The organism is Bacillus sp. Bwzl_19, assembly GCF_054900515.1.
The window spans coordinates 1,269,343-1,287,429 of record NZ_CM142729.1 but is presented as its reverse complement, the minus strand read 5'-3'; the positions used below and the strand labels follow the sequence as shown (position 1 = coordinate 1,287,429).

The 18,087-nt window shown below is 45.0% G+C and carries 14 protein-coding genes and 4 pseudogenes; 11 read left to right on the top strand and 7 right to left on the bottom strand.

Going from position 1 to position 18,087, the window contains the following annotated elements; all coding sequences use genetic code 11:
* Positions 1 to 205 precede the first annotated feature (205 nt).
* Complete coding sequence (locus tag ACW5MY_RS06815) at positions 206 to 748, bottom strand: helical membrane plugin domain-containing protein (RefSeq protein ID WP_013351914.1); 543 nt, start codon at positions 746 to 748, stop codon at positions 206 to 208.
* Positions 741 to 3,698, bottom strand: coding sequence for a formate dehydrogenase subunit alpha (gene fdhF / locus ACW5MY_RS06810; RefSeq protein ID WP_462061777.1), 2,958 nt, complete (start codon positions 3,696 to 3,698; stop codon positions 741 to 743). Before fdhF ends, ACW5MY_RS06815 begins: the two co-directional genes overlap by 8 nt.
* A gap of 124 nt (positions 3,699 to 3,822) precedes the next feature.
* Between fdhF and ACW5MY_RS06805 the strand changes: the two genes are divergently transcribed.
* From ACW5MY_RS06805 to ACW5MY_RS06795, 3 genes are all read left to right on the top strand, one after another.
* A complete protein-coding gene (locus ACW5MY_RS06805) occupies positions 3,823 to 4,392 on the top strand; it encodes a YjgB family protein (protein WP_013351908.1) in 570 nt (189 codons plus the stop codon).
* A 97-nt stretch (positions 4,393 to 4,489) separates the two neighbouring features.
* The gene (locus ACW5MY_RS06800) at positions 4,490 to 4,891 is read left to right on the top strand and encodes a ribosomal maturation YjgA family protein (RefSeq protein WP_013351907.1); all 402 of its coding nucleotides are present in this window, start codon (positions 4,490 to 4,492) and stop codon (positions 4,889 to 4,891) included.
* 47 nt (positions 4,892 to 4,938) lie between these two features.
* On the top strand, positions 4,939 to 5,112 hold the full coding sequence (locus ACW5MY_RS06795; RefSeq protein WP_013351906.1) for a YjfB family protein: 174 nt from the start codon (positions 4,939 to 4,941) through the stop codon (positions 5,110 to 5,112).
* 566 nt (positions 5,113 to 5,678) lie between these two features.
* Here ACW5MY_RS06795 and ACW5MY_RS06790 read toward each other — a convergent pair.
* Positions 5,679 to 6,075: pseudogene (locus ACW5MY_RS06790) on the bottom strand (MgtC/SapB family protein); the annotation flags it as partial.
* Positions 6,076 to 6,367: 292 nt separating this feature from the next.
* Between ACW5MY_RS06790 and ACW5MY_RS06785 the strand changes: the two are divergent.
* Both ACW5MY_RS06785 and ACW5MY_RS06780 read left to right on the top strand, forming a co-directional pair.
* Positions 6,368 to 6,793: a MarR family winged helix-turn-helix transcriptional regulator gene (locus ACW5MY_RS06785; RefSeq protein WP_013351904.1), complete on the top strand. Its 426-nt coding sequence runs from the start codon at positions 6,368 to 6,370 to the stop codon at positions 6,791 to 6,793.
* Positions 6,777 to 7,121: a DUF3147 family protein gene (locus tag ACW5MY_RS06780; RefSeq protein WP_013351903.1), complete on the top strand. Its 345-nt coding sequence runs from the start codon at positions 6,777 to 6,779 to the stop codon at positions 7,119 to 7,121. The genes ACW5MY_RS06785 and ACW5MY_RS06780 overlap by 17 nt, the downstream gene beginning before the upstream one ends.
* Before the next feature lie 197 nt (positions 7,122 to 7,318).
* Here the strand turns inward: ACW5MY_RS06780 and ACW5MY_RS06775 are convergent.
* A pseudogene (locus ACW5MY_RS06775) lies at positions 7,319 to 7,992 on the bottom strand (HAD family hydrolase).
* A gap of 15 nt (positions 7,993 to 8,007) precedes the next feature.
* Positions 8,008 to 8,769 (bottom strand): DeoR/GlpR family DNA-binding transcription regulator, encoded by a 762-nt coding sequence (locus ACW5MY_RS06770; protein ID WP_013351901.1) that lies wholly within the window; start codon positions 8,767 to 8,769, stop codon positions 8,008 to 8,010.
* A 252-nt stretch (positions 8,770 to 9,021) separates the two neighbouring features.
* Between ACW5MY_RS06770 and lacG the strand changes: the two genes are divergently transcribed.
* From lacG to ACW5MY_RS06740, 6 genes and pseudogenes are all read left to right on the top strand, one after another.
* On the top strand, positions 9,022 to 10,422 hold the full coding sequence (lacG, locus tag ACW5MY_RS06765) for a 6-phospho-beta-galactosidase (RefSeq protein ID WP_013351900.1): 1,401 nt from the start codon (positions 9,022 to 9,024) through the stop codon (positions 10,420 to 10,422).
* Positions 10,423 to 10,479: 57 nt separating this feature from the next.
* Entirely contained in the window at positions 10,480 to 10,794 is a 315-nt protein-coding gene (locus tag ACW5MY_RS06760) for a PTS lactose/cellobiose transporter subunit IIA (protein ID WP_013351899.1), read from the top strand.
* Positions 10,795 to 10,805: 11 nt separating this feature from the next.
* Positions 10,806 to 12,512, top strand: a pseudogene (locus ACW5MY_RS06755) (PTS lactose transporter subunit IIBC).
* Between the two features lie 394 nt (positions 12,513 to 12,906).
* A pseudogene (locus tag ACW5MY_RS06750) lies at positions 12,907 to 14,026 on the top strand (glycoside hydrolase family 53 protein).
* 375 nt (positions 14,027 to 14,401) lie between these two features.
* Positions 14,402 to 14,875 (top strand): MarR family transcriptional regulator, encoded by a 474-nt coding sequence (locus ACW5MY_RS06745; RefSeq protein ID WP_013351895.1) that lies wholly within the window; start codon positions 14,402 to 14,404, stop codon positions 14,873 to 14,875.
* A 140-nt stretch (positions 14,876 to 15,015) separates the two neighbouring features.
* The gene (locus tag ACW5MY_RS06740) at positions 15,016 to 16,428 is read left to right on the top strand and encodes an MDR family MFS transporter (RefSeq protein WP_013351894.1); all 1,413 of its coding nucleotides are present in this window, start codon (positions 15,016 to 15,018) and stop codon (positions 16,426 to 16,428) included.
* 133 nt (positions 16,429 to 16,561) lie between these two features.
* Here the strand turns inward: ACW5MY_RS06740 and ACW5MY_RS06735 are convergent, their stop codons facing one another.
* Both ACW5MY_RS06735 and bla read right to left on the bottom strand, forming a co-directional pair.
* Positions 16,562 to 16,882, bottom strand: a complete 321-nt coding sequence (locus ACW5MY_RS06735; RefSeq protein WP_088030677.1) for a putative quinol monooxygenase — start codon at positions 16,880 to 16,882, stop codon at positions 16,562 to 16,564.
* 80 nt (positions 16,883 to 16,962) lie between these two features.
* Positions 16,963 to 17,883, bottom strand: a complete 921-nt coding sequence (gene bla, locus ACW5MY_RS06730; RefSeq protein ID WP_064504604.1) for a class A beta-lactamase — start codon at positions 17,881 to 17,883, stop codon at positions 16,963 to 16,965.
* Between the last annotated feature and the right edge of the window lie 204 nt (positions 17,884 to 18,087).

Below are 18,087 nucleotides of genomic sequence, written 5' to 3'. Positions count from 1 at the left end.
TTATCACTCCTGATTACTTCATATTTGAATAGTTGATGTATCTTGAATTTTATCCTAGCACATATTTTCAATTTATTTCTATTCATAACCTTAACTATTAACATAACACAACAATAGTCATGAATCCGGAAGTGAAATTTTTCCCAAGAAAGCAGCGGGAGCGCACAAAAAACCCGAGCCATAGGACAGGCTCGGGAGATGATGTTCACTCATCAGTCTGCGGTTTTTGATGATGCTTTTGGTCTTCAGGAGGCTGCGTATTTCTCTCCATACCGCCCGTATCAGCACCCATGCCCTTAAGGAAAGAAAACAGCAGAGTGACGGCTTTGTTGATTTCCGGGTCTTTTAAAGCGCGGACGATATCAAAATAACCCGTCTTTTTGCCGCTGTCTTTCTCCTCGACAGCCTTTGTGACCCCCGCATTGAGTTTGACGATAAACGGTTCAAGCTGTTTTACATCAAGCATGCCGAGGACTCCGGTCAGCAGCAGGAGATTTTTCAGCATATTGGCCGTTTCCGGAGTATTCGCTTTTTTCACCAGGATATCCATTACTTTGTCGCCCTGGCCGAAGAGTCCGCGCAGCAGCGCCAAAACACCGCGCTCGTTCATGTGCTCAAGAATATGGAGTGACTCCAAAATCGCGTCCTTATTTTTTAAAAGAGCCGTCTCGATCTCTTCTAAGTCCTTTCTTCGTTTGTCTTCTTCTGTGACGGTCTGTTTTCGGATGTTGCTGATTGCTTTAGCCATTTTGCTGTTTCCCCCTTTTTACGGCGTCTCCCGGAAATACATAATCTTTACGCGCCCATTTCCGCTCAACCCGGACACCGATCTGCGGCTGCGGGTTTCCGTATCGGAAATTGATTTTCGGAAGCGGGTTAATGCCTTCTTTTTTCAATATCTCCATCTTCACTGAAGTTTCTTTATAGGCCGGTGTATCGGTATCCTTATCCGCATAGCTGCTCGTTAAAAGGTTAATAGCGGCGTCTTTTGAATCGTTCATCGGCAGATATACCTGCTTGCCTTTTACCCGGTCTGTGATAACGCATTTGACTTTCACATTCCCGTATGGCGATGTCAGACGGACAAGCGTTCCGTCTTCAAGCCCTCTTTCTTCAGCGAGTTCGGGTGAGACCTCCAGAAATACACTCGGTGTTTTTTCGGATATCCCTTTTGATCGGTAAGTCAGATTTCCTTCATGAAAATGCTCAAGCAGCCGCCCGTTATTCACATGAAGATCATATTCTTCATCAAATTCCTTCGGCTCCGTCCACTGAACGGGATAGAGAACCGCTTTGCCGTCTGAAAACGGAAACTTGTCCCTAAATAAAAGCGGTGAATCGGTTCCGTCCGCTGCAACCGGCCATTGCAGTGAATTGTAGCCTTCGAGCCGTTCATAAGTGACGCCTGCGTAGAGCGGCGAAAGCATCGCAGCTTCTTCCATAATGTCTGCCGGGTGTTCATAGCGCCAATCAGCCCCGAGCCGGTTGGCGATGTCCGTAATGACCTGCCAATCGGGCTTTGAATCGCCCAGCGGTTCAAACGCTTTGTAAAGACGCTGCACCCTCCGTTCCGTATTCGTAAACGTTCCTTCTTTTTCCAGACTCGGGCTTGCCGGAAGCACCACATCGGCGAACTCAGCCGTACGCGAAAGAAAGATATCCTGCACCACGAAGAAATCAAGCTTTTCAAAGGCGGCATGAACATGGTTGATATTGGAGTCGACAAGTCCCATTTCTTCTCCTTTTAAGTACATAGACTTCAGTTTTCCTGAGTGGATGCCCTCGATCATTTCATGATTTGTCATTCCGATTTCTTGCGGCAGGTCTGTTCCCCAGCCCTGTTCATACTTTTTGCGGGCTTTTTCATCCGTTACTTTTTCATAGCCGGGGAAGCTGTCAGGCATACTGCCGAAATCACTGGCACCCTGCACGTTATTATGGCCCCGAAGCGGATATGAGCCTGCCCCGGGCTTGCCGTAATTTCCGGTCACAAGAAGCAGGTTGGAAATGGCCGTGCTCGTATCACTTCCTCCGATATGCTGGGTGACCCCCATTGCCCACAGTGCGCACACACTGCCGGCTTCATGAATCATCCGGGCTACTTTGATTAAGGTGTCCTTGTCCACACCGGTATGTTTTTCAGCATATTCCATCGTGTAAGGTTCAAGGCTTTTCACGAATTCATCCAGTCCGTTCACTCTCTCATTCAGAAATGCAGTATCCGCCAAATCGTGATCAAGCAAATATTTCGATACGGCATTCAGCCAGACAATATCTGATCCCGCACGCGGCTGGAAAAACACATCAGAGCGCTCGGCCATTTCATGTTTTCGCAAGTCAGCCACGACGAGCTTCTGTCCGTGCAGCTTATGAGAACGTTTAATGCGTGTAGACAGAACGGGGTGAGACTCAGACGTATTCGAGCCGATAATCAGCACGAGTTCTGCTTTTTCTATATCTGTAATTGATCCTGAGTCGCCGCCGTAGCCGACAGTCCTGAACAATCCGGCCGTGGCGGGAGACTGACAGTAGCGTGAGCAGTTGTCGACATTATTCGTGCCGATCACGGCTCTTGCAAGTTTCTGCATCACGTATGATTCTTCATTCGTGCATTTGGAAGATGTGATGAAAGCAAGCGCGTCCGGCCCGAAATGTTCTTTTATATCCGTAAATTTATCGGCGATCAGCTGCAGTGCTTCATCCCATTCCGCTTCCCGAAACGAGTCTCCTTCCCGGATAAGCGGTTTGGTAAGACGCTTTTCACTATTGACGAAATCCCAGCCGAATTTCCCTTTCACACACGTCGAAATTCCGTTTGCCGGCGCCTCAGCCTGAGGTTCCACCTTTAAAATGTCTCTTCCTTTCGTCCATATATCAAAACTGCAGCCGACACCGCAGTAGGTGCATACGGTTTTTGTCTTTTTGATTCTTTCATCGCGCATCGCCGATTCCATATCCGAAATGGCTAAAATCGACCCGTATCCGGTTTCGACGCCTTTTGTGATGTCAATCATCGGCCGAAGCGTCTCTTGGCTGATGCCTGTTAAATACCCCGCTTCGCCTTCCATGCCTTTTTCCATCATGGCATTGCACGGACATACCGTCGAACAATGTCCGCAGGAGACGCATGATGATTCATTGATCGGCACATCCTGATCCCAAATGACCCGCGGGTGTTTCCGATCCCAATCGATGCTTAAGGTTTCGGTTACCTGTACGTCCTGACAGGCTTCGACACAGCGCCCGCATAAAATGCACTGATCGGGATCATACCGGTAAAACGGGTTTGATTCATCTTTAGGATACGGTTTTTGATCAAACGGAATGCTTTGATGATTGATTTTCATTTCCTTTACGGTATTATGTACTTCGCAGCTTCCATTGTTGTAATCACAAACCGTGCAGTACAATTCATGGTTATGCAAAATGTTGTCCATGCCGATAATCTGCGCTTTTTTTACATCGGACGACAGCGTATCAATGATATCTCCGTCCTTTATTTGCGCGGAACACGAACGCACCAGTTCCCCGTTTACATCAACGATACAGGTATCGCATGTTTCAATCGGCCCGAGACTCGGATGATAGCACACGTGCGGTACGTCGATTGAACTATTGTTCAAAAGCTGCAAAACGGTTTGACCGTCTGCCGCTTCCATTTCAACCCCATTGATTGTAACCTTCTTTGTATCAGCCATTTTCCTTTCCCCTTTCTATACCCCTCTCTACATCCTCTATGATTCCCAGCCGGCCTTTCAGTAAAACATCTCGTTTAGCTGCGGAAACATACGGGTATGAGCGGTAGAAAGGAGGCATTCACATATGTTGAAGAAAAAAACACTCATCACGGGATTGTCGGCAGTGATGCTTACGGGAGGCGCGTTCGGGGCGGAAGCATTTTCAGATACACAGTCCGTCCATGCCGCAGCCGCTTCAAAATCGGAAAATCAAAGTGCAAAAAAACTGGTGAACAGCCTTTATCAATCGGCGTTCAATGGTGAAATGCCCCAAAATGTGAAGGGCCTGAAAATCAATGAAAGCACAAGACAGGACGTTTACGATAAAATCGGAGAGCCGGAACAAAAAGCAGACAGCCGCAATCCTTTTGATTTATACAGCTGGAACATGGGAAACCCCGGTTATGGATTTTCCTATCATAAAAACGGAAAAATCTCAGAAATCCGCTATTTCGGAACAGGGGTTGAACGGCGCTTAAACCTCGGCAGCGTCACCCCTGACATCTTAAGCAAACAAATCGGCAGCGCTGACAAAATTCTGACGGTGCCGAAAACGGGCGAAACAGATTACGTCTATCATACGGGGCAATATGAGCTCCACTTCGTCATCGGCAGTGATCAAAAAGCAGACCACGTCAATTTAAAAGCAAGATAACGCGAAAAAAGCGGCCTTCCGGGCCGTTTTTTTCATAGACAGCTTCTCCGACATTCCTTACAATACATGGGAGTACAAAAAAAGGGGAACATGTGAAGTGAATAGACATCCATTGACATACGGGGCATTGACCGTTTTTATCGTCGCCCTCGGTTTACTATCCAGAACGGCATACATAACCGCCCTGCTGCCCGGCATCATAAACGCTTATTTAGGGGATGCCCTGTGGGCGGCCATGATTTTTACCGGATTCGGATTTTTATTTCGAAACATCCGGACAGAAACATCCGCCATCCTCAGCCTCTCGTTCTGCTATCTGATTGAATGCAGCCAGTTATATCACGCGCCGTGGATTGACGCGATCAGAAGCAGCACGCTCGGCGGGCTGATCCTTGGCTGGCAATTTGTGTGGAGTGACATTTTCGCCTATACCGTCGGAGTATGCGCGGCCGCACTTTTAGAATGGGCCGTGAAAAGAAACCGCCGGCTCTCTTCATAATCGGAGCAAGCCGCCGATATGAAGGAATATAAGGAGGTGTGGAAGCTATGGATATCCCTGCGTTATCAATCGCAATGCACCAAGCATCTCTTGTGCAGAATGTAAATATCGCGTTAACAAAAACGGTCATGCAGAATGCCCAGGCCGCTGCGGAAGAAACAGTAAAAATGCTGCCGTCCCAGCACCCGACTGCCGGCCATGTAATTGACGTGAAGGTGTAAAAAAGATGCCGGATGATAACCGGCATCTTTTTTTGCCTGATGTACGTACACTATACCGGGCATACAGGAATATGGTAAACGGAATCAATATTACTCAAGGGAGGTTTTCCTCTTGTACGATCCTTTCTATCATGAATACACAGCCGAGAGCCAAGAACGGGTGCCATATCATTATCCGCGACCGCCTTTTTATTTCCCCAGACCATTTCCGTACTATCCGCGGCCATATCCTTATGTTCCGCGGCCGTATATCCCATTCTATCCTTGGTATTAATGTTTGAACTCGAGAAAGAAAAAGACCCGCAGACAGGGGAGCCCCCCTTTCTGCTATTCCACTTTGACCGACAGGATATACGGGAGGGATTGAACTTTCTCCATTACTGCCGCTTTTCCGCTTTTGCTTTTCACCCTTCCTTTCACTTCAAGCACCGCTTTATTCAATTCATAGGACGTAATGAGAATTCCCTTTGCTTCAAGTGAAGTTAAAAGTTCATGCATGACCGCTTTCTCCTCAATTTGGAAACTGACAGACAAAGAGTGCGCCGCAGGTTTAAACAGAAAATTTAAAAGTTCTAGCCCGATTAACGCCAAAACCGTGCCGCTGATGCCGATGACATACATCCCTGCCCCGATCGTCAGCCCGATTCCTGACGTAGCCCAAATCCCCGCGGCCGTCGTAAGCCCCCGCACGACATGACGCTGCAAAATAATCGTGCCGGCTCCTAAAAATCCGACGCCGCTTACGACCTGCGCCGCCACCCGGCTCGGATCAAAAGACGTATGGCTGTTGGATAACAAATCAAAAAATCCGTACTTGGAAACAATCATCATTAAGGCGCTGCCCACGGCCACCAGAAAGTGTGTCCTCAAACCCGCTTCCTTCGCCCTGAATTCTCTCTCCAACCCAATCAGGGCACCAAGCAGACCCGCAACCGCCAGACGAATCACAAAATCAAGTTCCATCGTCTCTCCCCTTTCCTTATCTTTTTACCCGCTTTTTATTCCATGTATCTTTTTCAATCAGCACATCTGCTCGGCTGAAGGAGACTGTATTTTAATATATTCTTTAGTTCTTCAACTTATTGTCAGCACCGTTTTTATATGCTAAAAAGCTTTGTAGCCTGTGGCTCCTTTCTCTTCCATCTCCCAAAACAAAACGCAGTTCAATTTACTCGTGTTTAAAAACTTCTTTCAATCCGTTAAATTATATCGTATTATAAGATATAATCTTAATAAACGACAAGGATTGATGACTATGGCAAACGAAATACTGCAATTAAATGGCCTCTGGACAGATATTTATTATCGGCTCCGTTATCAGCATCATGAAAAAATCACTCACCAAGGTGTACGGATTCTGCAAGTCATTCAAAAAGAGAAGGCAGTCGGAATAAAAGACATTGCCGAAGCGATTCAAGTATCACATAATACCGCTTCGGAACATATAAAGCGTTTACTCAAGAAAAAGTACGTTTATAAAACCAGAAGTGTTGAGGATGAGCGGAAAGTCATTTTAAAACTTACCAGTTTGGGGGCGGATGTCCTTTACCGTCATTCCGGTCTTGATGAAGAAAAGCTTAAACAGCTTCTTTTTGACAACATGAACAATGAAGAAAGGACACTTGTCTTAAAAGCATTTAGTTTGATGAAGGAGCGGGCTGAAGATGTTTACGATCATTAAAATCATTGTCTCTGCTGCTATTATTGGGATTATCACTGAAATATCAAGAAGAAGCCCGAGTTATGGAGGCATTATAGCCGCTTTGCCAATTGTCAGTATGCTGAGCATGGTTTGGCTGTACATCCAAGGAGAAACGAAGGAGACATTAAGTCATTTTGCATTCAGTGTGGCTTCCGGCCTCCCCTCCACAGTCATTATGCTGGTCATTATCGGCATCGCCCTTCGTCATTCACTGTCTTTCATTGCCGCATCAGGACTTGGACTAACAGGATGGCTGCTATTCTTATATGCTCAGGATTTTATCGTAAAACATATCAACAGTCAGTAATAGGACCCGAATACACGCAAGCGCTTGATTGAACATACGAGTAATAAAAAGAAGACAGGGATTCCCCCTGTCTGAAGACCGATTCAGATTACACAGCCTCAACAGAAAAAGACACCGCCCGTACACAAAAACATCTTGTGTTATGAACGGTGTCCGTATCTGTATGGCCATACCGGCATGAAAAACCGTCTGATCCCTCAAACAGAATGTCCGGCAATCACCTCAAAAAACGAGGTGAAATCTGTCAGTATCCCGCCATCCGCCAGCTGTTTTTCTTCAAATAACGCGCGGTTTTTTCCGAACGGGTCAATGGCAATAATCTTGCCTGCACCTGCTTTTTTCGCCGCTGTGAGCCCCGAAAAGGCATCTTCAATGACTACACATTCTTCAGGTCTAAGGCCTAATTTCTCTGATGCGATGATAAAAATATCCGGCGCCGGCTTTCCGGGGAAGCTTCCGTCATCAAACGTGACTTTGTCAAAATCAAACCACTGCCCCAAATGAAAGACATCAAAGTAAAACTCGACATTTTCCTTTACCGTAGCCGTGGCGATGGTCATCGGCATTTCTGACTTTTTCAGATGGCGATGAGCCCCTTCGTCAGCTTTAGCTCATCTTTGTTTTCAAGGCATAATTCCCTGTAATAGGCTTCTTTTTCAAAAGACATTCTCTTGATTTCTTCATTTGTTAAATCGCCAGAAATAAAATACGTCAGGATTTCACTGTTTGTTCGGCCGTGAATGTGAACGAAAATGTCTTCATCAGAAATCGCTTTTGGAGAGTATTTTTTCACCATGTAAAACCATGCTTTTTCGTGGAGATGCGAATCTTGAAACATAGTGCCGTTGAAATCAAAAATAACCCCTTTCATCGAACCGCCCCCCTTTTATTTTTTTGCGATTTTGACATCCACATATTGCTCATAATGAATCTGAACATCTTTCATCACTTTATCATCCGTAATCAGATAATCCATATCGTGTAAGTTGTAGAACACGTAAAAATCTTCCCGGTTAAACTTTTTATTGTCCGCCAGCAAAAATTTCGTCCGCGAATTATTCAGCGCGATTTGGTGGGCTTCTCCTTCTTCAATGCTGTAAGAAGAAATTTCATCATTATGTATGCCGTTTGCGCTGATGAAGGCTTTCGTAAAATTGAATTTTTGCAGATTACCGTTCACAATGGGCCCGACGAATGCACCGGTATTTTTTCGGAAGTCACCGCCAATCAGGATGGTATCCGCCGTGTCGCCATGCTTTAAAATATCAAACACGGGATAGTTGTTGGTGATAATCCGGATCCGCTTATGCAGCAGATGTTGGGCTAAAAGTTCAATTGTCGTGCCCGGCCCTAAAAAAACGGTATCGCCGTCATTTACATATGAAGCTGCGAGTTCCGCGATTTTCCCCTTCTCCTCCATTTGAACACCCAGTTTTTCATTATGCGATAATTCGTGATCAATGGAATAAGATATGCTCTGTGCGCCTCCGTGAATGCGCACGATTTTTCCGGCCTTATCCAGCTCATCCAGATCTCTTCTCACCGTCATATCAGAAACTTCCAATTCATCGATAATATCACTCACCGTAATAAATCCCCGCGCGTTTACAAAATCGATGATTTTTAAAAGACGCTCCTTTTTTAACATGTTCAATCATCCCCTCAACTTTACACACAATCTAACACACCGCAGCAACCCGGTCAACAAAAACAAACAATTACAAACAACGCTATCAAAATATAAAACATTGAAAAACTCATTATATCCTTGTAAATACAGATATTGTTTCCTTAAGAAGCTATTGACAGCAAAAATGTATGCGTTTACTATTAAACAAAAGATAACAATTACAAACATTAAAAAACTCCAATTCACACATTGGCGAAGGAGGATTCAGTAATGCTCAAATTACCTCATGGCTTTATTTTCGGCGGGGCGACTGCGGCATATCAAGCGGAAGGCGCCACAAAAGAAGGCGGCAAAGGGACTGTAGCCTGGGATGAATTTCTTGAAAAACAGGGGAGATTCAGCCCTGATCCGGCAAGTGATTTTTACCGGCAGTTTCCGGAAGATATAAAACTATGTGAAAAATTCGGCATAAACGGCATCCGCCTTTCTATAGCCTGGACGAGAATTTTCCCTGACGGCACGGGCGAAATCAATCAGGAAGGCGTTGATTACTATCATCGTATTTTCTCAGAGTGCCAAAAACGCAACGTCACCCCTTTTGTCACGCTTCATCATTTCGATACGCCGAAAGGATTATTTGATCAGGGAGATTTTCTCAACCGCGCCTCAATAGATGCGTTCGTCAGCTATGCGGAATTTTGCTTTAAAGAGTTCAGCGAAATCCGATATTGGAGCACGTTTAATGAAATTTATCCCACAGCCACCAACCAGTATTTACTGGGGGTTTTTCCGCCATCTATTAAAAGCGATATCACAAAAGTCATTCAGTGTCTTCATCACATGATGGTGGCGCATGCGATGACAGTCAACCTCTTTAAAGACAGCGGCTATCCGGGAGAAATCGGTGTCGTCCACTCACTGGAAACAAAATACCCCGCCAGTGACTCGGAAGAAGACCGCCACGCCTGCTTTCTGGATGACGCATTATCAGTGAGATTCCTCCTGGATGCCACCTACCTCGGCTATTATTCTGAGGAAACTATGCGTGCTCTGGATGAAATCTGTGAGGCAAACGGCGCTTCATACGAGTTTGCAGACAGCGATTTTGACGTGATGAAAAAAGCGTCAACGCGCAATGATTATCTCGGCATCAATCATTATCAATGCCATTTCGTCAAAGCGTACGACGGAGAAACCGTTATACACCATAACGGAACAGGCGATAAGGGCACTTCGGTCTATAAAGTAAAAGGAATCGGCGAGAGAATTTACAAAGAAGGCCTGAAACGGACCGATTGGGACTGGCTCATTTACCCTGAAGGCATGTATGACATGCTGATGCGCATCAAACGGGACTATCCGCAATATAACAAAATGTACATTACCGAAAACGGCATGGGCTATAAAGATGAGTTTGAAGACGGCATCATTATGGATAAAGCAAGAATTGACTATTTAAAGGTATATCTGGAAGCCATCAGTAAAGCGATTAGCGACGGAGTCAACGTAAAGGGATATTTCTTATGGTCCTTAATGGATTTATTTTCATGGACCAACGGCTACAACAAACGTTACGGTCTTTTTTACGTCGATTTCGACACCCAAAAACGGTATCCGAAAGAATCGGCCTACTGGTACAAACTTGTAAGTGAAACAAAAACAATCATTTAACGATCACACATGGTGAAATAGTGTCTTTTCATCGTGTACGTCTCAGGAGGTTTTTTCATGACAAAGGAAGAATTGCAGATGCTCGGCTTTGAAATTGTCGCCTATGCCGGCGACGCCAGAAGCACTTTATTGAAAGTCCTGAAAGAAGTCCGTGCCGGAAACTTCGAAAACACGGAAGCAGCATTAAAAAGCGCCGATGAAAATTTAACCCTCGCCCACAATGCGCAAACGAAAATGTTAGCTGAAGAAGCTGACGGCAAGGACATGGAATTAGGGTTTATTTTCGTTCACGGTCAGGACCATTTAATGACAACCCTTTTGCTCCGTGATCTTATTCAGGATTTTATAGCACTTTACCGAAGCCGCCGATAAGGAGTGGAAAAATGAACGGTATCATCAAGCAAATCGAAAAGGGAAAACCGTTTTTTGAAAAAATCTCAAGAAACATTTATTTAGGCGCGATCCGCGACGGCTTCTTAACTGCAATGCCTGTTATTTTATTCGCCAGCATTTTCATCCTCACCGCCGCTGTGCCGGAAGTGTTGGGTTTCACTTGGCCCAAAAGTGTTTCTGAATGGCTTTGGAAAGTGTATAACTATTCAATGGGCGCCCTTGGTCTGATTGTTGGGGCAACAAGTGCGAAATGCCTGAGTGAATCAATGAACCGAAAGATGCCGAAAAACAAAGGGATCAATCCCGTTTCAGCGATGCTTGCTTCAGTCGTCGGGTTTCTTATTTTAAGCGTCACACAAATCGACGGCGGGTTCTCGACGGAATACCTCGGCACGAAAGGTCTTTTAGCCGCTTTTGTATCCGCTTTCATAACGGTGAACGTTTACAGATTCTGCGTGCTGAAAAATATTACGATTCAAATGCCTAAAGAAGTACCGGGAACCATTTCACAAACATTCAAAGATGTTTTTCCGTTCGCCTTTTCCGTTTTGGCAATGGTAATCATTGATTTATTGATCAGGAACATGCTGAACGTATCCTTCGCGGAGGCTCTCTCCTCTCTCTTATCGCCGCTGTTCACCGCAGCAGACGGGTACCTGGGGATCTGTGTCATTTGGGGAATGATGGCGCTGTTCTGGTTTGTCGGCGTTCACGGGCCTTCTATTGTGGAGCCGGCCATCGCAGCTATTATTTACGCAAATGTGGAGGCGAACCTTCAGCTTCATAATGCCGGTGAGCAGGCGTCCAACGTGCTGACCGTCGGACTCGGGAATTTCGTCGGCACAATGGGAGGAACCGGGGCAACCCTTGTTGTTCCGTTCATCTTTCTTCTTTTCGCGAAATCCAAGCAATTGAAAGCAGTCGGAAAAGCATCCGCAGTGCCGGTGTCTTTCGCTGTAAACGAACCTCTTCTCTTTGCTGCGCCGATGATTTTAAATCCTTATTTTTTCATTCCGTTTATTTTAACGCCGATGATTAATGTCTGTCTGTTTAAATTTTTCGTTGATGTCATCGGAATGAACAGTTTTATGTATGTTCTTCCGTGGGCTACACCGGCTCCTGTCGGGCTGATTCTGGGAACCGGCATGAGTCTCTCGGCTGTTGTTCTCACAGCTGTGTTAATCATTGTCGATTTCCTGATATACCTGCCATTCTGTAAAGCTTATGACAATGTATTAGCGGCGAAAGAAGCCAAAAACACCGAATCTGAAACCGCGCTGCAAAAATCCCGGGAGATACAGCCCGCAATAGCCGGCGCCTCAGAAGACGCGGCCTCCGTCATCAGCACAAACCTTCAGGAATCCTCATCCGCCTTGGAACACAGCACCAATGTATTAGTGCTGTGCGCCGGAGCGGGAACGAGCGCCATGCTTGCGAACGCACTGACAGAGGGCGCCGAGGAATATAACGTGCCGATTACCGCTTCAGCAGGCGCCTACGGATCCCATTACGACATCATGAAAGATTTCGATATGATCATTTTGGCGCCGTAAGTCGGCTCTTATTATGATGACATTAAAGAAGATGCAGACCGCCTTCATGTGAAACTCATTGCAACGAAAGGAGCGGAATATATCAGCCTCACCAGAAATTCACAAAAAGCCATTCAGTTCATATTGGAACATACCTCAAAATAAAAGGGGCACAGATTTCGAAATGGATCTCGCCCTCAGAAACCGCACCTCTGAAGAATATCCGGATGGCATTTTTCACCCGCAAAGACGTCCATCATTGAGTTTTATCCCCCCGCCTTAAAGATGAGCTGACAGAAGTCAAAAGGTATTTGCTGATGAACCTCATGACATCGAAGCGGATAATGACGTGACACCGGAAAATACAGCCGCTGTTTTACAAAGAAAAACCGCAAATGTATGTTTACGCGCGCTGACCGATGCAGGTGTTTTTAAAATGACAGCCGAAGGAATGCAGGCGTCTCAGCGTTTTAAGAAGGTACTAGAGAATGGCAGCTGAAATTATTCAGCGAAGCCGGATGGGTGAAATCAATAGATGAAAAACCAGGAGGTATTGTTGATGTTCAAAAACCGGGTGAAACGTGTATTTGTAAACGCAATCTGTCTTTCTCTCATTTTCACCGCTTTTACATTCATTGAGAAGTCTCCTAAAGCAAAAGCGGACGCCCCGTTTGCCTATGGCGCTGATATAGGATGGCTGAAACAATTAGAGGACGAAGGTGTGCGCTGGCTGGATGACGGCGGGAAACAGAAGGATGCTTTGCAGATTCTTAAAGATCACGGGATAAATGCAGTGAGACTGAGAGTCTTTGTGAATCCGCCCAGCAGCTATTATTGGCAGAAAGACGGCACAACATGGACCATGCTCGGCTATAGTGACAAAGCAGGCGTACTTGCTGCGGCCAAAAGGGCAAAAGCGTTAGGGATGAAAGTAATGGTTGACTTCCATTACAGTGATGTGTTCGCCGATCCCGGCCATCAGATCAAGCCGAACCAATGGACCGGCTACTCCACCGGCCAGCTGCAAGCAGCCGTGTATAACCATACGTACGACGTTATGAAAGAACTTAAAAATCACGGCATCTCACCTGATTGGGTGCAAGTAGGAAATGAAATGAATTCAGGAATTTTACTGCCCGACGGCAGCACGAACGATTTCAGCAAATTGACCGGATTACTGAACAAAGGCTATGACGCCGTGAAATCCGTCAGCCCGGCCACCAAAGTAATCAGCCATTTGGCGCACGGCACGGACAACAGTCTATTCAGATGGTGGTTTGATCAATTCTTTAAAAATGGCGGCAAAACCGACATCATCGGCGTTTCGTTCTACCCCTATTGGGAGGGTAAAGCCATATTGGGAGCTCACCGGCCATTTATCCTCTAATTTAAATGACATCGCCTCACGCTACAACAAGGAAGTCATGGTGGTTGAACTGGGCGGAGATGAAAATAACCCGAAAGATTCCTACTGGACTATAAAAGACACCATAAAACTGGTGAAAGCCGTTCCGAACGGCAAAGGAATCGGCGTGTTTTACTGGGAGCCCGAAGCTCACTCCAGCGTTCTGTCAGACGCGTATCCATTAGGCGCAACCGCCAAAGTGTCTAAAAACGTCTTAAAATACACAACCGCAATCGACGCTTTTCGTGACGCCGCAACAGGAAAACATAATTGATGCGAATCTTGTTTTACCAATTCGAGTTATTTAAACTTTCATAGCAAGACAAAAAAAGCAGGCTCTTTGTCCAGCCTGCTTTTTAGTAAGGACTCATACGCTATTCAAAGTAAAACAGCAAGCGGACATTGCGCTGTAGAGGCAGCCTGTTATAATTTTTGAAACAGAGCAAGTGACGAATACGGAAGACGTTTCTGTTAAAAAGCCGCTTTTATAACAGAATCCTTCTTAATGACAGCGCCTCCCTCCTTACCGATTGCAGTCAATATCTCTGCGGCCTATCGCTCAGCCCCCAAATAATAACTTTACGATTGTTGTAATAGAAACAAAAATTTTATAATATTGTGTAAGCACCACTGAGCAGGAGGACAGGCCATGGACAAAAAAGAACAGCTCCTCACGAATTTCAGGGACTTTTTTAACAAGATGGTGTGGCTTAATAGGCTGAAGATGGAAGAAAGCCTTAAGGAGTATAAGCCTTCTGAAGTGCATTGCATCGAATTCATCGAAAAAATTGAAGACGCCAATGTCACTAAACTTGCGGAATCCCTTTATATGACAAAAGGCGCCATAAGTAAGTTAACTAAGAAGCTTATAAATAAAGGCCTTATCGAAAGCTATCAGAAGCCGGTTAACAAGAAAGAAATCTATTTTAGGCTTACTGAGCAAGGGAAAGTCATTTATAAAATTCATGAGGAATTGCACACAGAGTTTCGAGAACGGGACAAAATCGTGTTTGAACAAGTAACTGATGAACAATTTGACACGATGCTGAGCTTCGTGGAAACTTACAGCAGGCATTTGGATTCAGAAATAAAGAAACTTGGTGCAGACATTAAGACAGAATAAATTTAAATGAAACCATAGGCAGCCCCTTTTTGAGAACGGGCTGCCTTTTCATCCTCCTCTTATTGTTGACAAAGAAACAAAATAACTCTATTATTTTGTTGACAAGGAAACAAAGTTAGCGATTTTGAGAGGAGAATAATATGTCAAAACATAAAAGAAAGGAACCCCGGCTGCCAAAAGAAGTTCTCACAGCCGCCTGGGCTATTGCACTGGGAGCAATCGCTCCAATGCTTGACTCAACGATGGTGAACATCGCCATCGACAAATTGACTAAAGATTTCAACACGACATTGGCTACCGTTCAATGGTCCGTTACAGGCTATGTGTTAGCACTTGCGATTGCAGTACCCGTATCCGGCTGGCTTATGAATCAATATAACGGTAAGAAAATCTTCGTCGGCTCAGTCATCGCCTTTGGTGTCATTTCTGTATTTGCGGGAATGAGCCGTGACGTTTCCAGCTTCATCTTCTTCCGTTTGCTTCAAGGATTCAGCGCTGGCATTATTACTCCGCTAATGTCAACACTCCTGGTTAAAACAGCAGGTCCGGAAAACCTGGGAAAAGTGATGGCAATCGTCAGCACCCCTATGATCTTCGGCCCGATTTTAGGACCTGTCATCGGAGGCTTCATCGTTCAAGGCGCTTCGTGGCATTGGATTTTCTTCATCAACGTGTTCATCGTTTTGATTGCTGCACCGCTTATGATGAAAACCATTCCAGACTTTGAACCATTCAACAAAGATCGTAAACTCGATATTTTCGGGATTATCAATTTGTCCTTAATGAGCGCGGCATTGATTTACGGTATTACGAAAGCAGCGGATCATGCATCATTTAATAATATCGATACAATTTTATGGGCGGGCATTGGTCTTGTATCAGCAGCCATTTACCTCGTATATAATCAGATCAGAAAAAATCAAACCGTGCTGCCGATGAATTTGTTTGCACACAAGAGCTTCACAGCATCTGCGATCGGTTTGTTTTTAGCGAATATTGCCATCATGGGACCGATGTTAATTCTTCCGCTGTTCTTTCAAAACTTTCGTCATTTCACGGCAATCGAAGCAGCGCTTGCCTTAATTCCCCAAGGAGTCGGGATGCTCGTCACCAGGCCGCTGATCGGAAAAATGATTGATAAGATCGGTGCGAAATACGTGGTTATGGTCAGTCTTGTTCTTTCTCTTATCGGGTCTGTCCCGCTGATCTATATCACCGATAAAACAAGTTTGATTTGGATTTCCGTCGTATTGTTCATCCGGGGCGCCAGTTTTGGAGGAATTATGCTTCCGTTAACGAGCGACGCTTATACAGGACTTGACGGCAAACAGCTTCCGGAAGCGGGTGTCGGTATTAATATGATTGAAAATCTTGGGTCCAGCTTTGGATCAGCTGTGATCGCCACCGTTACCGCAACTGTCATACAAGGATTGCAGCCAACGATTGAAAACAGTTTAAAAGGCTACCATGCCGGATTTTTAGTCTCCGTCATCATCCTTGCGGTCATCTTCATTCCAAGTCTGTTCCTTACCCATAAAAAGACTGCGATATAAAGAACTTTTTATGGTCTCTCTGAGAGCTAAGAGAAATGAACTTTAAAGTAAGAAAACCCTTGCCGCAGCAAGGGTTTTAGTGAATGATACAGATGATTGTTGTTGACAGAGTCGGCCACAATATAAAAGCCTTTTACTCACTCACATTGCTTTTCAGTATCCATTCCACTTCCGTTAATTCTTGTTTTTGAACGTCTTTTGTGTGTTTTTTCGTGAAATGGACTTTAACAGCTTCTTCGTTTTCCCAAATCTCCCAAAGCATGATTTTGCGTTCTGATGGTTCGAGCGGATAAGCATGGAATTGAATACAGCCTTCTTCTTTGTTCGTTTCTTCCTCAAGTTTTTTGAATTCCTTCATTATTTCATTAAGGTCTTTATCACTGATGATTTTTAAACATGCCGTTATGTAAAGCATTGAAATTCCCCCTCTTCCCATCATTTTATGGTTTTTCATTATAACATCGAAACCGGCATACCGCATTCTCAACATATAAAAAACCGTTCATAAAAAATGAACGGCCGTGTGTAAAAAGTTTATTTGAGGTCATCAAGGGCGACTTTTGCAGCCTCGGCGATAAGAGCATTATCATACTCGGCATCTTTCGTAAACCGTTTTGTCAGGATGGCCAAAACAATAGGAGCTCTGTCAGGCGGCCAAACAATAGCAATGTCGTTTCGTGTTCCGTAACTTCCGGCTCCGGATTTATCGCCGACTTCCCATCCCGCGGGAGCGCCTGCCCGAATCAGTTCGTCTCCGGTAGCGTTGCCCCGCATCCAATCAGTTAAGATCGTCCGCTTGTCAGTCGTGAGAGTGTTACCCAAAGTGAAAGCTTTAAGGTCGGTTGCCAGCGCTTTTGCGGTGCTTGTGTCACGAATATCCCCAGGGATTGCAGAGTTCAGATCCGTCTCGAATCGATCAGCTTTCGTTACATGATCCCCGATCTGTTTCAGTGATTTTTCGAAACCTTTAGGACCGCCAAGCTGCTGCAGCAATATGTTCCCGGCGGTATTATCGCTGTAACGGATAGCGGCTTCTGAGATTTCTTTCAGGCTCATGCCTGTATCCAGGTGTTTTTCTGTGATCGGAGAATATGTAACAAGATCTTCTTTGGTGTATCGGATGACGTCATTAAGTTTTTCAATCGGTTTTTGCTTCAGGACAGCCGCTGCGGCCAGGACTTTATAGGTTGATGCGTAAGCGAATCGTTCATTTGGCCGGTAGGCGATTGTCTTGTTTGACCCCGTATCAATCGCATAAACTCCAAGCCTGGCATCAAATTTTTTCTCAAGCTGAACAAATTTTTGATTCGTTATACAGCTTGTCATTTTTGTGTTTTCTATGGATTTTGCTTCAGCATGCGTTGAGCCGAATAAAGAATTGAAACCGGTAAAACTGACACATAAAAGCCCAATACATATTCCAAATTTTAATGTCGCTTTCCTTTTCACATTCATCAGACCTCCTACTTCAATGATTTTGTATACCCCTTCTAATTAACATCACAAACAGGAAAACAGTCAATATATTTCCTGGAGAATGTTTTCCGTGACAGTTAGGAAATCAGCTGAAAAGGTTAATTTAAAACGTCCTCACGTTAAAACAATCAGAGTCAATCAATCGAGTAGAAATGCGTCCTGCCCCTACGAAGGTGGTCAAGG

What these genes read in the sequence shown, in the direction of transcription:
- ACW5MY_RS06780 (WP_013351903.1), top strand. Translation starts at nt 6,777, where the DNA reads ATGTTTACGATCATTAAAATCATTGTCTCTGCTGCTATTATTGGGATT.
- ACW5MY_RS06735 (WP_088030677.1), bottom strand. Translation starts at nt 16,882, where the DNA reads ATGAAAAACCATAAAATGATGGGAAGAGGGGGAATTTCAATGCTTTAC.
- lacG (WP_013351900.1), top strand. Translation starts at nt 9,022, where the DNA reads ATGCTCAAATTACCTCATGGCTTTATTTTCGGCGGGGCGACTGCGGCA.
- fdhF (WP_462061777.1), bottom strand. Translation starts at nt 3,698, where the DNA reads ATGGCTGATACAAAGAAGGTTACAATCAATGGGGTTGAAATGGAAGCG.
- ACW5MY_RS06760 (WP_013351899.1), top strand. Translation starts at nt 10,480, where the DNA reads ATGACAAAGGAAGAATTGCAGATGCTCGGCTTTGAAATTGTCGCCTAT.
- ACW5MY_RS06805 (WP_013351908.1), top strand. Translation starts at nt 3,823, where the DNA reads ATGTTGAAGAAAAAAACACTCATCACGGGATTGTCGGCAGTGATGCTT.
- ACW5MY_RS06745 (WP_013351895.1), top strand. Translation starts at nt 14,402, where the DNA reads ATGGACAAAAAAGAACAGCTCCTCACGAATTTCAGGGACTTTTTTAAC.
- ACW5MY_RS06795 (WP_013351906.1), top strand. Translation starts at nt 4,939, where the DNA reads ATGGATATCCCTGCGTTATCAATCGCAATGCACCAAGCATCTCTTGTG.
- ACW5MY_RS06770 (WP_013351901.1), bottom strand. Translation starts at nt 8,769, where the DNA reads ATGTTAAAAAAGGAGCGTCTTTTAAAAATCATCGATTTTGTAAACGCG.
- ACW5MY_RS06740 (WP_013351894.1), top strand. Translation starts at nt 15,016, where the DNA reads ATGTCAAAACATAAAAGAAAGGAACCCCGGCTGCCAAAAGAAGTTCTC.
- ACW5MY_RS06785 (WP_013351904.1), top strand. Translation starts at nt 6,368, where the DNA reads ATGGCAAACGAAATACTGCAATTAAATGGCCTCTGGACAGATATTTAT.
- bla (WP_064504604.1), bottom strand. Translation starts at nt 17,883, where the DNA reads ATGAATGTGAAAAGGAAAGCGACATTAAAATTTGGAATATGTATTGGG.
- ACW5MY_RS06815 (WP_013351914.1), bottom strand. Translation starts at nt 748, where the DNA reads ATGGCTAAAGCAATCAGCAACATCCGAAAACAGACCGTCACAGAAGAA.